This window comes from Microbacterium hydrocarbonoxydans (assembly GCF_900105205.1).
Classification (GTDB): domain Bacteria; phylum Actinomycetota; class Actinomycetes; order Actinomycetales; family Microbacteriaceae; genus Microbacterium; species Microbacterium hydrocarbonoxydans.
Window position 1 is genome coordinate 425,420 of record NZ_FNSQ01000005.1, and the last position, 13,252, is coordinate 438,671.

Annotated in this window: 15 protein-coding genes and 1 pseudogene; 9 read left to right on the plus strand and 7 right to left on the minus strand. The window is 69.0% G+C overall.

Going from position 1 to position 13,252, the window contains the following annotated elements:
* The first annotated feature begins 223 nt into the window (after positions 1-223).
* The 3 genes and pseudogenes from BLW44_RS02325 to BLW44_RS02335 all read left to right on the plus strand — a co-directional run bounded on the left by BLW44_RS02325 (position 224) and on the right by BLW44_RS02335 (position 2,735).
* On the plus strand, positions 224-874 hold the full coding sequence (locus tag BLW44_RS02325) for a hypothetical protein (protein WP_060927688.1): 651 nt from the start codon (positions 224-226) through the stop codon (positions 872-874).
* Positions 871-1,236, plus strand: a complete 366-nt coding sequence (locus tag BLW44_RS02330) for a hypothetical protein (protein ID WP_060927687.1) — start codon at positions 871-873, stop codon at positions 1,234-1,236. The genes BLW44_RS02325 and BLW44_RS02330 overlap by 4 nt, the downstream gene beginning before the upstream one ends.
* Positions 1,237-1,302: 66 nt before the next feature.
* Positions 1,303-2,735, plus strand: a pseudogene (locus BLW44_RS02335) (MFS transporter).
* A gap of 231 nt (positions 2,736-2,966) precedes the next feature.
* On the opposite strand, the gene purB reads toward BLW44_RS02335, so the two are convergent.
* Positions 2,967-4,349 carry an adenylosuccinate lyase gene (purB, locus tag BLW44_RS02340; protein ID WP_060928644.1) on the minus strand — a complete coding sequence of 461 codons (1,383 nt, stop codon included), beginning with the start codon at positions 4,347-4,349 and terminating at the stop codon, positions 2,967-2,969.
* Positions 4,346-4,885, minus strand: a complete 540-nt coding sequence (locus BLW44_RS02345; RefSeq protein ID WP_174521389.1) for a low molecular weight protein-tyrosine-phosphatase — start codon at positions 4,883-4,885, stop codon at positions 4,346-4,348. Before BLW44_RS02345 ends, purB begins: the two co-directional genes overlap by 4 nt.
* Positions 4,886-5,053: 168 nt before the next feature.
* Between BLW44_RS02345 and BLW44_RS02350 the strand changes: the two genes are divergently transcribed.
* Entirely contained in the window at positions 5,054-5,317 is a 264-nt protein-coding gene (locus BLW44_RS02350) for a hypothetical protein (protein ID WP_060928643.1), read from the plus strand.
* Entirely contained in the window at positions 5,314-6,591 is a 1,278-nt protein-coding gene (locus BLW44_RS02355; RefSeq protein WP_060928642.1) for a hypothetical protein, read from the plus strand. Before BLW44_RS02350 ends, BLW44_RS02355 begins: the two co-directional genes overlap by 4 nt.
* A gap of 23 nt (positions 6,592-6,614) precedes the next feature.
* Here the strand turns inward: BLW44_RS02355 and BLW44_RS02360 are convergent, their stop codons facing one another.
* Genes BLW44_RS02360 through BLW44_RS02370 form a run of 3 tightly spaced genes read right to left on the minus strand, consistent with a single transcriptional unit; the run spans position 6,615 to position 7,641 of the window.
* Positions 6,615-7,019, minus strand: coding sequence for a phage holin family protein (locus tag BLW44_RS02360; protein WP_060928641.1), 405 nt, complete (start codon positions 7,017-7,019; stop codon positions 6,615-6,617).
* 56 nt (positions 7,020-7,075) lie between these two features.
* Positions 7,076-7,438: a type II toxin-antitoxin system death-on-curing family toxin gene (locus tag BLW44_RS02365; RefSeq protein WP_060928640.1), complete on the minus strand. Its 363-nt coding sequence runs from the start codon at positions 7,436-7,438 to the stop codon at positions 7,076-7,078.
* A complete protein-coding gene (locus BLW44_RS02370; protein ID WP_060928639.1) occupies positions 7,435-7,641 on the minus strand; it encodes a ribbon-helix-helix protein, CopG family in 207 nt (68 codons plus the stop codon). The genes BLW44_RS02365 and BLW44_RS02370 overlap by 4 nt, the downstream gene beginning before the upstream one ends.
* Before the next feature lie 63 nt (positions 7,642-7,704).
* Here BLW44_RS02370 and BLW44_RS02375 point away from each other — a divergent pair, with 63 nt between their 5' ends.
* From BLW44_RS02375 to BLW44_RS02390, 4 genes are all read left to right on the plus strand, one after another.
* Positions 7,705-8,772: a histidinol-phosphate transaminase gene (locus BLW44_RS02375; RefSeq protein ID WP_060928638.1), complete on the plus strand. Its 1,068-nt coding sequence runs from the start codon at positions 7,705-7,707 to the stop codon at positions 8,770-8,772.
* 96 nt (positions 8,773-8,868) lie between these two features.
* The gene (gene pdhA, locus BLW44_RS02380) at positions 8,869-9,996 is read left to right on the plus strand and encodes a pyruvate dehydrogenase (acetyl-transferring) E1 component subunit alpha (protein WP_060928646.1); all 1,128 of its coding nucleotides are present in this window, start codon (positions 8,869-8,871) and stop codon (positions 9,994-9,996) included.
* Positions 9,997-10,007: 11 nt separating this feature from the next.
* Positions 10,008-10,973, plus strand: coding sequence for an alpha-ketoacid dehydrogenase subunit beta (locus BLW44_RS02385; protein WP_060928645.1), 966 nt, complete (start codon positions 10,008-10,010; stop codon positions 10,971-10,973).
* 123 nt (positions 10,974-11,096) lie between these two features.
* Positions 11,097-12,452 (plus strand): dihydrolipoamide acetyltransferase family protein, encoded by a 1,356-nt coding sequence (locus BLW44_RS02390; protein WP_060928637.1) that lies wholly within the window; start codon positions 11,097-11,099, stop codon positions 12,450-12,452.
* Positions 12,453-12,486: 34 nt separating this feature from the next.
* On the opposite strand, the gene BLW44_RS02395 is transcribed toward BLW44_RS02390, so the two are convergent.
* Positions 12,487-13,026: a 2'-5' RNA ligase family protein gene (locus BLW44_RS02395; RefSeq protein WP_060928636.1), complete on the minus strand. Its 540-nt coding sequence runs from the start codon at positions 13,024-13,026 to the stop codon at positions 12,487-12,489.
* A complete protein-coding gene (locus BLW44_RS17920) occupies positions 13,027-13,203 on the minus strand; it encodes a hypothetical protein (protein ID WP_157519652.1) in 177 nt (58 codons plus the stop codon). It abuts the gene before it with no gap.
* Positions 13,204-13,252: the final 49 nt, after the last annotated feature.

The window sequence follows — 13,252 nt, forward strand, 5'->3', positions numbered from 1 at the left end:
TTTCTGGGGTCTGTGGGTTGAACAGTCGTGAGCAGGGTGCCCGACCTCACGATCGTTCGACCTGACGCAGTGTCGCCCCCGTCGCTGCGTACTTTCGCGGGGCCTGACGATCGATCTGGGGAGATCCGTCCGGCCCCGCGAAGAACCTCCGTCCGCGGGCGCCGCGCCCACTCCGCGCTCCCGCGTAGACTGGGATGAATACCCCGGAGGACTCTGGATCGTCATGTCTGCCCCTGCTCGCGCGTTCACCGCGCGCCACGTACAACTGCTGCGCGCGCTCTTCGCCGCGGCCGCGGCTGTGATGATCACCTTCTCACCCGATCACTCGGCGGCCGTCGGGCTCTCGGTGTTCAGCGGCTTCGTCCTGACCACCGCGCTCGTGTTGATCCTCGCCGCGTGGCTCGTCTTTCCGGCAGGACAGCGCTGGCCCTCCGTGGTCCTCGCCCTGGTGGGCTTCGTCGCGGGCATGGCAGCCGGTGTCCCAGCTTGGCGCACGGATGATGTCTTCTTCGTCGTGGTGACCGCGTGGGCCGCCGCGACCGGGACGGTCGAACTCGTCGTCGGACTGCGCGCACGCCGCGCGGGCGATCCGGCAGCCAGGGACTCCATCACCCTCGGAGCCTTCGGCTTGCTGCTCGCGGTGCTGCTGCTCGCGATCCCCGCCGGATTCGTTCAGCCGTATGCGATCGACGGTGCCGGGGAGTTCGAACTCACCGGCATCATCCTGGGCGTGGGGATGTTCGGGGGCTACGCCGCGATCGTCGCCGTCTTCCTCGCCATCGCCGGCCTGACGCCGCAGAGAGCGGATGCGGTGGCCACCGCCCCGGCATCCGGCAACGACCCGGCTCCTGCCGGGCATGGAGGAGAGCGATGAGCGACGAGAAGCCGACCCGACGCGACATCCTGCGCCCCCTGCACCTGCTGGCGATCGCCTTGGCGTGCGGCATCTTCGCCGCAGTCGTGACGCTCGTGTCGACGGGCGCCTTCACTGCTCGCGTCAACTCGGCGATCGCGAACGGGACCTACGAGGGCCTGACCCCGATCGCTCTCGGGCTCGTCGTCGGCGGCGGTGCGTTCATCGTCACGCTGCTCTTCCTCGCGATGCTCATCCTCGTCGTCGACCCCGCTGAGGTCACCAAGACGGTCGATCGTCCCGTGCTGTACGACCGGGATGCCTCCGACGGCGCGGGCGACACCGACAGCACCGACGAGACCGGTCGCGACGCGTCCTCCTGATCGCGGGTTCGTCGGCTTCCGGCATCCGTTCGGAATAGTCCCGGCCGTGTGCGGCTTGTCCCTGTAGTGACTGCCTCGATCGACCGCGCCTCCATCGGACTCCGGTCGGAGCGCGGGCCGGTGCTCGGCGCCCTGATGCTGGCGACCGGTCTGATCGCGATCGATGCGACGATCCTGGCGACGGCGGTGCCCAGCATCGTCCGCGACCTCGGCAGCTACCAGCAGTTCCCGTGGCTGTTCTCGGTGTATCTGCTCGCCCAGGCGGTGAGCGTGCCGATCTACTCGCGCTTCGCCGACACCGTCGGGCGCAAGCCGATCATCCTGCTCGGGATCGCCCTGTTCCTCCTCGGCTCGGTGCTGTCCGGCTTCGCCTGGAGCATGACGGCTCTGATCGTCTTCCGCATCGTGCAGGGGCTCGGCGCCGGTGCGGTGGCCCCCATGTCGATGACGATCGTCGGCGATATCTACACGGTCGCCGAGCGAGCGAAGGTGCAGGGCTACATCGCCTCGGTGTGGGCCATCTCGTCGGTGGTCGGACCCGCACTCGGGGGATCTTCGCCCAGCTCGACGCCTGGCGGTGGATCTTCTGGGTCAACATCCCCCTGTGCCTGGTGGCGGCATGGATGCTGCTGCGGCGCTACCACGAGCAGAAGCAGACGCAGCGGCACCGTATCGACTACGCCGGAGCCGTGCTGCTCACGATCGGGCTCACCGGACTCATCCTCGGGATGCTCGAGGGCGGCAACGCCTGGGACTGGATCTCCGTGCCGAGCGCCGTCTGCTTCGGCCTCGGCGCTGCGGCCCTCGTCGCCTTCGGCGTCGTCGAGCGGCGCGCCGCCGAGCCAATCGTCGACCTCCGCCTCGCGGCGCGCCCGTTGATCCTGACCACGACGATCGTCTCGCTGGGCATCGGCGCGCTCATGACTGGCGTGACGAGCTTCGCCCCCGCCTACCTCGAGGGCTCGATCGGCATCGCGCCGCTGCTGTCGGGGCTGGCGGTCGCTGCGTTGACGCTCGGGTGGCCGCTCGCAGCGGCGAACGCGGGGCGGCTGTATCTGCGGATCGGGTTCCGACGCACCGCGCTGACCGGGATGTCGATCACGGCCGTCGCGACCATCGCCCTCGCCGTCGTGTCGCCGTGGCCGAACCCCTTCGTGATCGCGGGCGTCGCCTTCGTCCTCGGCTTCGGCCTCGGCTGGAGCGCGGCTCCCACCCTCATCGCGGCCCAGGCGTCGGTCGGCTGGGGTGAGCGGGGCGCTGTCACCGGCATGAACGCCTTCGCCCGGTCCGCCGGCAGCGCGCTCGGGGTGGCGGTGTTCGGGGCGATCTCGAACTCGGTCATCGCGCAGGGCGCGGGGCCCGACGACCCGGCGACCATCATCTCGGCATCCGTCTGGGTGTTCATCGGCGCTGCCGTGGTGGCGGTGCTGACCCTGCTCGCCGCAGCTTTCATGCCGCGAGATTCCGCAGGCGCGCTCTCCGGCGAGCCGCGGGCCTAGTCCCTCGCGGAGCGCGTCGAGTCTCGCGCTCCGCCGCTCCCCTCCGGTGCGGGGTCAATTTCGCATCGGAGTCGTCGGTTTGGAATGCACTTTTGGCCCCGCAGTGCGCGGGCGGCGCGCTTTTGGCCCCGCAGCGCACGGGCGGCGCGCTTTTGGCCCCGCAGCGCACGGCGCGCGGGCAGGCGCGTCCGCGACGCCGCAGCCAGCAACGCCGCGAGCCGGCCCGGAAGACTACTTCGCGAGCTGCTCCGCGATGCCCGTGTAGCTCGCGGGGGTCAGCGCGAGCAGACGCTGCTTCGCCGCATCCCCGATCTCGAGCCCCTCGACGAACGCGGCGAGGTCAGCTGCGCCCACCCGGTGTCCGCGCGTGAGCTCCTTGAGGAGCGCGTAGGGGTCGGTGATCGACGAGCGGCCGGCCACCACCTCGGCCCGGATGACGGTCTGGATGGCCTCGGCGAGCACCTCCCAGTTGACGTCGAGATCGGCGAGCAGCACGTCGCGGGACAGCGAGATCGCTCCCAGGCCGCGCCGCAGGTTGTCGATCGCGAGCAGCGAGTGGCCGAAGGCGACGCCGATGTTGCGCTGCGTCGTCGAGTCTGTCAGGTCGCGCTGCAGGCGGCTGGTGACCAGCGTCTGCCCGAGCGAGGCGAGCAGTGCGCCGGAGATCTCGAGGTTCGCCTCGGCGTTCTCGAAGCGGATCGGGTTGATCTTGTGCGGCATGGTCGACGAGCCCGTCGCGCCGGCCACGGGGATCTGCGCGAAGTATCCGAGCGAGATGTACGTCCAGATGTCGGTGGCGAGGTTGTGCAGGATGCCGCCGGCGTGACGCACGCGGTCGTACAGCTCGACCTGCCAGTCGTGCGACTCGATCTGCGTGGTCAGCAGGTTGAAGCCGAGGCCGAGGCCCTCGATGTACTCACGGGAGATCGTCGGCCAGTCGGCGTCGGGGTCGGCCGAGAGGTGCGCCGACCAGGTGCCGGTCGCGCCCGAGAACTTGGCGAGGTAGTCGGATGCCGCGATCTGCGAGCGGACGCGCTCGAGGCGCCATGCGAAGACCGCGAGCTCCTTGCCCATGGTCGACGGGGTGGCGGGCTGTCCGTGGGTGCGGGAGAGCATCGCGGCGTCGGCGTGCTCCGCGGCGAGCTCGCGCAGCTTGGCGATGACGACGTCGAGAGCCGGGAGCCAGACCTCCTCGACCGCGCGCTTCACGGTCAGGGCGTACGAGGCGGAGTTGATGTCCTCGCTGGTGCAGGCGAAGTGCGTGAGTTCGGCGATCGCGTCCAGACCGAGGGAGGACAGACGGTCGCGCACCAGGTACTCGATCGCCTTCACGTCGTGCTGGGTGACGGCTTCCTTCTCGGCGAGCCAGTCGATCTCGGCCTGTCCGAAGTCGCGGTAGAGGGAGCGCAGGCGCTCCTTGTCGTCATCCGACAGCGGGCTGGTCTCGAACAGCGACCGGTCGGTGAGGGCGATCAGCCATTCGACCTCGACCTCGACCCTGGCGCGGTTCAGGCCGGCCTCGGAGAGGAAGTCGGCGAGGCCCGTGACGGCGCCGCGATAGCGACCGTCGAGAGGGCTGAGGGGCTGCGGCGGGAGCGAAGGCTGGAAAGTCAGGGGAGTCCTCCTGATCGGGCCCCAGGGCGGCGGGGCGTGCGGGGCTGGCGAAGAGCCGGCTCGAGCTGGCGGAAAAGCCCGCGAGTCGCCGTCTCAATCATACCGAGCACCGAATCGAACATCTCGGCGCCGGCGTAGTACGGGTCGGGGACGTCCTGGCTCGCGGCATCGGGGTCGAAGGCGAGCAGCAGGGTGACCTTGCCCTCCTCGTCCTCGTTGCCCGCCCACTCGCGCAGGATGCGCTCGTGCGTGCGGTCGAGGGCCACGACCAGGTCGTTCTCGGCGAAGGATCCGAAGGTGAACTGCTTGGCACGGTGCTGGGAGCCGTCGTACCCGCGCCGGGCGAGGGAGTCGAGCGTGCGGTGATCGGCGCGCTCGCCGAGATGCCAGTCGCCGGTGCCGGCGCTGCGCGAGATGATGCGCGACCCCAGTCCCTGCCGTTCGGCGAGATCGCGGAAGACGACCTCCGCCATCGGAGAGCGGCAGATGTTCCCCGTGCACACGAAGATCACGCGGAAGGGATCCGGGGATGTCACCGTCCTATTCTGCCGGTCGAGGACGGATCGCGCGACGCCCGCGTGCTGCGCGACGGCGGCGACCGTCTCTTTCTGCACGGATGACGGTGGCGACGGGCTGCTCACGATCCCTGCGATCGCGGGCCTTTTCGGCCTCCGCAGGCGGCACGGATCGCGGATGCTGAGCGCATGTACTCCATTGCACTCCCACAGACCGGCTCCGCCGACGGCGCGTGGGCGAAAGCCCAGGCCGTCGCCGCGCTCGGCACCGCTGTCGATGCGCTCGACGATGTCGGCGCGTCGCTCGCCGTCCTCGCCTCCGACACCGACTGGCATTCCGACGGAGTGCGCGCGATGCAGGAGTCACTCGATGACCTGCGCGTGCGGACCCGTGTCGAGGTCTCCGAGACGCGTAGCCGGGAATTCGAGGCAGAGGGAGCGGACTTCTCGTGACAGGGCTGACCATCGACCACGGCGGGGCCATCGCGGTCGACCCCGACGCACTCCGAGACGTCGCTCGTCGAATCGAGGGCGTCGCCTCGCGCTACGACGACGCGCGCTCCGCGCTCCTGCGCGCCCAACGGGTCATCCTCGACACCCCGGGCTTCAGCGCCCAGGTCGACACGGTCGAGCTGTGGTCGTCGGGGCAACGCCTGGCCCGCCTCCATTCGGATTGCCAGGACACCGCCACCTCCGCGCTCCTCATGGCCGATACCTACGAGTACGTCGAGCTGCGGGCCGAGGCCGAGATGCTGTCGCTCACCGACCCGAGCACGGCGCAGCGACTCATGCGAAGTGCCGATCGGCTGGCGGCATCCGATGATCGCATCGCCGGTCTGGCCGAGGAGCTCGAAACCCAGTGGCGGGCGGAGCGGTTCGAAGGGCTGATCGGCAACATCGTGACGCCCGATATCTACGATGATGCGTTCCGAATCGCAGCACTGGTGGGCATCACCTCGGGTTTCGGCAAGGTACACCCCGGCGAGACGCTGAAGGGCACGACCGATCGCGTCTCGGTCACACCGGTGAAGACCTCGTCGCCCAGCGGTGCACCGTCGGGCATTGCGGGCGCTCTGAAACGTATGCCGGTCACCGCGGGGGCGCAGATCGCAGTCGAGAAGTACTCCTTCGCGGATGGCAGCACGAAGTACGTCGCCTATCTGAAAGGGACGCAGAGCGTCGGATGGAGCGGAAAGGAGCCGTGGGACAGCGAGTCCAACTTCGAGCTGTACACCGAGCATGACTCGGCGTCGTATCAGGCCACGCTCGAGGCTCTCGATGCGGCGGGAGCCCAGCCCGGTGACGAGGTCGACGTCGTCGCGCACTCGCAATCCGGGATGATCGCCGCGCACCTCGGGATGGAGAGCGTGTACGACGTGCAGATGCAGATCACCGCGGGCAGCCCTGTCGAACCCACCCTCGACGATGACCAGACGATCATCCAACTCGTGCACACCGATGACCCGGTCCCTGGTTTCCGAGGCGGCGGATCGCCAGAGGGCACGGGATCGGCCGACAGCATGGTCATCACGACCCAGGGCAACCCGCTCGACTCACCCGAGGACTGGCTTGTCGACGCGCACCACCTTGACACGTATATCGAGACTGCGGAGGAAGCTGATGCCTCGAGTGACCCTCGCGTCGACGCCGCGGGCGAGTTCTGGCGTGACCTCGACACGGCGGAGGTGATCGAGCGCACCGAGTACCAGGCGCAGCGGGTCGGATGATCGCCCGCGGTCAGGCTGGACGCTCAATCGCGACGGGACCGCTTGCTCTGGGGGCGCAGGATGAAGCCGAAGACGCCGTTGATCAGCGAGATGATGAGCGCAGCGAGCACTCCCCACCAGAAGCTGCCGACGGTCAGGCCCCAGCCGAAGCCGCTCGTGATCCAGGCGGTCAGCCAGAGCAGGAACCCGTTGATCACGAATCCGATGAGGCCGAGCGTGAGGATGTAGAGCGGGAAGGCGACGATCTTGACGACGGTGCCGATGATGGTGTTCACCAGGGCGAAGATCGCGGCGACCGCCAGCAGGGTCAGCACCAGCTGCAGCGTCTCGCCCGGCGCGAAGGCCTTGATCTGCACCTGCAGTGCGGGGATCAGCGTCACAACCCAGAGGGCGAACGCGTTGACGACGACTCGGATGATGAAGCGCATAGTCCGATCAGTCTCCCATGCGAGTCACTCGATGTCAGTCGAGACTCCTGCGGTAGTCAACGGGTGTGCGCTCGGAGCGCCGCAGCGATTTCGTCGAGCGAAGTCTTGCTTTGTGCGGTGCTCAGCACCAGATCGAATGCCGCATCGAGACCCATGTCGACGAGGACGCCGTTCAGCTCGAGGAACGTCATGGTCATGATCCACGAGAACCTCTTGTTTCCATCGAAGAGGGGATGGTTCTGGCTCAGTGAGGACAGGAGCGAGGCTGCCTTCACCTCGATGGTGGGGTACGCCTCGACGCCGAACATCGAACTCGACGGACGAGCCAGCGCCGAAGAGAGAAGGCCGATGTCACGGATGTGGAGACCCAGATCCTCGAGGATCCCGACAGCCTGCGGGAGCTCGAGGTACCGGGTCACGCGTCTTCCAGCTTCTTGAGCAGCTCGGAGTACCGGTCTGCCACCCCCCGCGCGATCGTCACGGCCTGCTCGGTCGTGACCTCTTCGCGAAGGAAGCGATCAGCGGCCTCGATCAGAAGGGCGTGCTTCGACGTGTGCCGCCGCTCGGCGAGCGCAGTGAGCTGCGCATCGAGTTCTTCCGGGAGTCGCACAGTCATCGCCATACCAAAATGGTACTACTCCACTCACTTCGTCGCCAGGATGCCGCGGAATCTAGACTCATCACTGTGACCGACCCGATCCTGCCGCGCATCCGCCCCGCCATCGCCGCCCTCGCGCCGTACCGCCAGGGGAAGCAGGCCGGCCCCGACGCCTACAAGCTGTCGAGCAACGAGAACCCGTTCGAGCCGCTCCCCTCGGTCGCGGCGGCCCTGCAGCACACCACGCCGATCAACCGCTACCCGGACGCGACCGCAGGCCGCCTGCGTGCCCGGCTCGGAGCGCGCTACGCCGTGGAACCCGATCAGGTGCACGTCGCCGCCGGCAGTGTGTCGATCCTGCACCAGCTCATCCTCGCCACCGCCTCCGTCGGCGACGAGGTCGTCTACGCCTGGCGCTCCTTCGAGGCCTACCCGAGCCTCCCGCTCGTCGCCGGCGCGACGGGCGTGCAGGTGCCGCTGACGGCGGACGCCCGCCACGACCTCGATGCCATGGCGGATGCCGTGACCGAGCGCACTCGCGCGGTCATCCTCTGCACCCCCAACAACCCGACGGGGCCGATCATCACGAGCGACGAGTTCGCCACGTTCGTCGAGCGCGTCCCCACCGACGTGCTGATCATCCTCGACGAGGCCTACGCCGAGTTCGTCACCGCGCCCGGCGCCGTGGACGGACTCGCGGAACGGGTCTTCGAGCGGCATCCGAACGTCGTCGTGCTGCGCACGTTCTCGAAGGCCTACGGCCTGGCTGGACTTCGCATCGGCTATGCGATCGGGAACGAGAAAGTGCTGGATGCGGCGCGGACCACCGGCATCCCCCTGTCCGTCACCTCAGCGGCCGAGAATGCCGCGATCGCCAGCCTCGACGCCGAGGCAGAACTGCTCGAGCGTGTCGCGGTCATCGTCGAGCGGCGCACCCGCCTGGTGCAGGGCCTGCGCGCGCAGGGCTGGGACGTGCCCGATTCGCAGGCCAACTTCATCTGGCTGCCCACCGGCGAGCGCACCGACGACGTCGCGGCAGCGTTCGTCGCGGCGGACCTCATCGTGCGCCCGTTCTCCGGCGACGGCATCCGCATCTCCGTCGGCGAGGAGGCAGCGGTCGACCGCGTTCTGGAGGTCGCCTCGACCCTGCGGTGAGCGCCGCGATCCCGCCTGTTCTCCGGGTTCCCGGCAGTTACGAGGACGTCCTAGGTATGCGTGACCGGGCATGCGCGCGCGGGTAGCGTGGGGGTCGTGACCTCGTCAGAGACTGAACTCGTCCGCGTCCTGGATAAGGACGGCCGCTTCGCGCCCAGTGCGTCCGCCGAGCAGTACCTGCCGTTGATCGAGGCGATCAGCGACGCCGAGCTCGAGCAGTTCTACCGCGACATGGTGGTCATCCGTGCCATCGATGTCCAGGCGACCAACCTGCAGCGTCAGGGCCAGCTCGCCCTGTGGCCGCCGAGCAGGGGACAGGAGGCCGCCCAGGTCGGCTCGGCCCGGGCCGCCCGTGCCCAGGACACGATCTTCCCCTCGTACCGTGAGCACGCCGTGACCCGCATCCGCGGCGTCGACCCGCTCGACATCATCAAGCTCATGCGCGGTGTCTCGCACGGCGGTTGGGATCCGACCGACCCCAAGAACGGCAACACGCGCCTCTACACGCTCGTGCTCGGCTCGCAGACCCTGCACGCCGCGGGCTTCGCGATGGGCCTCAACTTCGACGGTCGCTCCGGCACCGGCGACCCCGAGCGTGACGAGGCCGTGATCGTCTACTACGGCGACGGAGCCTCGAGCCAGGGCGACGTGCATGAGGCGATGGTGTTCGCCGCGAGCTACCAGGCGCCCACCGTCTTCTTCCTGCAGAACAATCACTGGGCGATCTCGGTGCCCGTCTCGACCCAGTCGAGAGTGCCCCTCGTCGAGCGCAGCGCCGGCTACGGCATCCCCAGCGTCCGCGTCGACGGCAACGACGTGCTCGCCAGCTACGCGGTCTCGCGCACGGCGCTCGAGGAGGCGCGCAGCGGCGGGGGACCGCGGGCGATCGAGGCCGTGACCTACCGACTCGGCGCTCACACGACGAGCGACGACCCGACGAAGTACCGCGGGTCCGACGAGGAGCAGTCGTGGGCGGAGCGCGACCCGATCGACCGCATGCGCGCGTTCCTGGAGAACCGCGGCGCGGCAGGGCAGTTCTTCGCGGACGTGGATGCCGAGGCGGCCGACGCCGCCGAGGACCTGCGCGCCCGCACGGTCGAGCTCGGGCCGCCGACCGCCGACAAGATCTTCGATCACGTGTACAGCGACCCTCATCCACTCATCGCGGAGCAGAAGGCCTGGCGCGAGCGGTATGAGGCGTCGTTCGAAGGAGGCGGCCGGTGACTCTCGAGACGATGCCTTTCAGCAAGGCACTCAACGCCGGTCTGCGGGCGGCGATGGAAGCCGACTCCAAGGTCCTGCTCATGGGCGAGGACATCGGAAAGCTCGGCGGCGTGTTCCGGGTCACCGAGCACCTGCAGCGTGACTTCGGCGACCGTCGGGTGCTCGACACCCCGCTGGCCGAGTCCGGAATCGTCGGCACCGCGATCGGTCTGGCGATGACCGGGTTCCGGCCCGTCATCGAGATCCAGTTCGACGGCTTCGTCTTCCCCGCATTCGACCAGATCACCACGCAGCTGGCGAAGCTCACGAACCGTCACGAGGGCAAGCTGAGTCTGCCCATCGTCATCCGCATCCCGTACGGCGGCCACATCGGCGCCGTCGAGCACCACCAGGAGAGCCCCGAGGCGTACTTCGCGCACACCCCGGGCCTGCGGGTGGTCTCGCCCTCGACTCCCAACGACGCGTTCTGGATGATCCAGGAGGCCATCGCATCGAACGACCCCGTGATCTTCATGGAGCCGAAGAGCCGCTACTGGACCAAGGGCGAGGTCGACCTCGACGGATCCGCGGTCTCCCTGCACGCCTCCCGAGTCGTGCGCACCGGATCCGACGTGACCCTCGTCGGACACGGCGCGATGGTGACGACGCTGCTGCAGGCGGCGGCGCTCGCCGAGGCCGAGGGCACCAGCTGCGAGGTCGTCGACGTGCGCTCGCTGTCGCCGATCGACTACGAGCCGATCCTCAACTCGGTGCGCAAGACCGGACGCATGGTCTACGCCCAGGAGGCGCAGGGGTTCACCAGCGTCGGTAGCGAGGTCGCCGCCACCGTCATGGAGCGCGCCTTCTACGCACTCGAGGCCCCGGTGCTTCGCGTCTCGGGGTACGACACCCCGTTCCCGCCCGCGAAGCTTGAGGGCTCCTACCTCCCGGATGCCGACCGCATCCTCGAGGCCGTCGATCGTTCGCTCGCCTACTGACCCTCGTTCGATGTTCACAATTCAGCAAGAATCAGAGCAGGCCCGACGGGTTTGCCCCGTGCAGGTCACTTCTGCCAGGTTCATGCTGAGTTCTGAACGAGGCACTCTCCGAAAGGACCGCATATGAGCACGCAGAACTTCACCCTCCCCGACGTCGGCGAGGGGTTGACCGAAGCCGAGATCGTCGCGTGGAAGGTCGCCCCCGGCGACACCGTGGCGATCAACGACGTCATCTGCGAGATCGAGACGGCGAAGTCGCTGGTCGAACTGCCGTCGCCGCATGCGGGCGTCGTCGGCGAGCTGCTCGTCGCCGAGGGCACGACGGTCGAGGTCGGCTCGCCGATCATCACCTTCGTGACGGATGCCCGTGACGACGCCGGTCCCGGGGTCATCGCCACGGCCGAGGCGCCGGCTCCCGAAGAGGGCGGCGGCTCGGTGCTCGTGGGCTACGGCTCTGGCACCGGCGCGACCTCCCGTCGCAAGCGCCCGGCGGAGCGGCCCGTCCGCTCGTCGGTCGGCGTGATCGCGAAGCCGCCGATCCGCAAGCTCGCCAAGGACCTGGGCGTCGACCTGACGACCGTCACGCCGACCGGCGCCGACGGCGAGGTCACCCGCGACGACGTCGTGACGCACGCCTCGCAGGCCAGTGTCTTCCGCAACATCGAGACCCCCGAATGGGGAGAGGTCCGCGAGGAGACCGTGCCCGCGCCGCAGAGCGCACCGGCAGGGCTCGCCCGCGGGCTGTCGCCTGCTCCGGCATCCGCTCCCGCATCCGACGACCGCACCGAGTCCATCCCGGTGAAGGGCGTGCGCAAGGCGACCTCGTCGGCGATGGTGCAGAGCGCGTACTCCGCCCCCCACGTCACGGTGTGGAAGGAGATCGATGCGAGCCGCACGATGGAGCTCGTCAAGCGCCTCAAGGCGTCGCCGGACTACGCCGACATCCGCGTCTCACCGCTGCTGATCATGGCCCGCGCCGTGATCTGGGCTGCGCGCCGCACCCCGATGGTGAACGCCGCCTGGATCGAGACCGAGGGCGGCGCCGAGATCTCGGTGCGCCACTACGTCAACCTCGGCATCGCCGCTGCCACGCCGCGCGGTCTGCTCGTGCCCAACATCAAGGACGCCCAGGACCTGAGCATGAAGGACCTCGCTCGGGCCCTGAACCGCCTCACGCTCACCGCCCGCGAGGGCAAGACGAGCCCGGCGGACCAGCAGGGCGGCACGATCACGATCACCAACATCGGGGTCTTCGGGATGGATGCCGGCACCCCGATCATCAACCCCGGCGAGGCCGGGATCGTGGCCATGGGCACGATCAGCCAGAAGCCGTGGGTCGTCGACGGCGAGGTGCGCCCCCGCTGGGTCACCACGGTCGCCGGATCGTTCGACCACCGCGTGATCGACGGCGACGGCATGAGCCGGTTCATCGCCGATGTGGCATCCGTGCTCGAGGAGCCCGCGCTGCTCGTCGAGTGAGGACGGGTCACGCCGACCAGGCTTCCGCTCGTCGCTACGGCATCCTCAGCGTCGCGAGCGTCGTGATCGACGCCGGCACGGGATCCCAGCGACGCACGCCGCGGGCGTGACCCCGGATGTCACCGCCGACGAGCTCCAGCGCTTCCGCCAGGTCGGCGACCCGGAGCCTGCGGGCAAGGGCGACGTGCGGCATCCACTCTCCGGTCGCGGTGTGCGGCGCATCCGTGCCCGGACCGAGGGCGTCGTACACCGCGGTGCGGAGCGCGAGCAGCTCAGCGGTCGGCACGACGCTGCGGGCGAGTACACGTCGGTCGCCGATGCCGAACAGCAGGGGAGCGCCCAGCGTCACGGGGAACGCAGGGAGACCCTCGAAGACCTCCGCCCCCACCGCCGGCAGCCCGATCCGGGCCCCCAGTGTGATGTGCGGGCGGTTGCTCGCAGACGTGTGCGCGGCGAGGCTCGAGAGCCCGCGTGCGGCGAGAGCCTCCCATTCGGCTCGGATCGCGGACTCGGCCGCCGGGTCGAGGAGCAGTTCGATCGATGAGGGGGGGCGCCGCGGCTCGGGTTCGCGCATCTAGTCGTTCTCGCGGCGTCGCAACTGCTCCCAGATGACGGTCCAGATGAGCCCGAGCATGAGACCGGCGGGGGCGCCGACCGCAGCTCCGATACCCGGATCGCCCGCAGCGGCACCGATACCGAGACCGATGACCGCGCCGACGGGGAGACCGAGCAGCAAGGGCACGGAAGCCATGCCGCCTCGAGGTTCGCGTCTGGGTTCCATCACGCCAACATATACGCGA

What these genes read in the sequence shown, in the direction of transcription:
- BLW44_RS02330 (WP_060927687.1), top strand. Translation starts at nt 871, where the DNA reads ATGAGCGACGAGAAGCCGACCCGACGCGACATCCTGCGCCCCCTGCAC.
- BLW44_RS02395 (WP_060928636.1), bottom strand. Translation starts at nt 13,026, where the DNA reads ATGCGCGAACCCGAGCCGCGGCGCCCCCCCTCATCGATCGAACTGCTC.
- BLW44_RS02385 (WP_060928645.1), top strand. Translation starts at nt 10,008, where the DNA reads ATGCCTTTCAGCAAGGCACTCAACGCCGGTCTGCGGGCGGCGATGGAA.
- BLW44_RS02325 (WP_060927688.1), top strand. Translation starts at nt 224, where the DNA reads ATGTCTGCCCCTGCTCGCGCGTTCACCGCGCGCCACGTACAACTGCTG.
- BLW44_RS17920 (WP_157519652.1), bottom strand. Translation starts at nt 13,203, where the DNA reads ATGGCTTCCGTGCCCTTGCTGCTCGGTCTCCCCGTCGGCGCGGTCATC.
- BLW44_RS02370 (WP_060928639.1), bottom strand. Translation starts at nt 7,641, where the DNA reads ATGGCGATGACTGTGCGACTCCCGGAAGAACTCGATGCGCAGCTCACT.
- BLW44_RS02360 (WP_060928641.1), bottom strand. Translation starts at nt 7,019, where the DNA reads ATGCGCTTCATCATCCGAGTCGTCGTCAACGCGTTCGCCCTCTGGGTT.
- BLW44_RS02350 (WP_060928643.1), top strand. Translation starts at nt 5,054, where the DNA reads ATGTACTCCATTGCACTCCCACAGACCGGCTCCGCCGACGGCGCGTGG.
- BLW44_RS02390 (WP_060928637.1), top strand. Translation starts at nt 11,097, where the DNA reads ATGAGCACGCAGAACTTCACCCTCCCCGACGTCGGCGAGGGGTTGACC.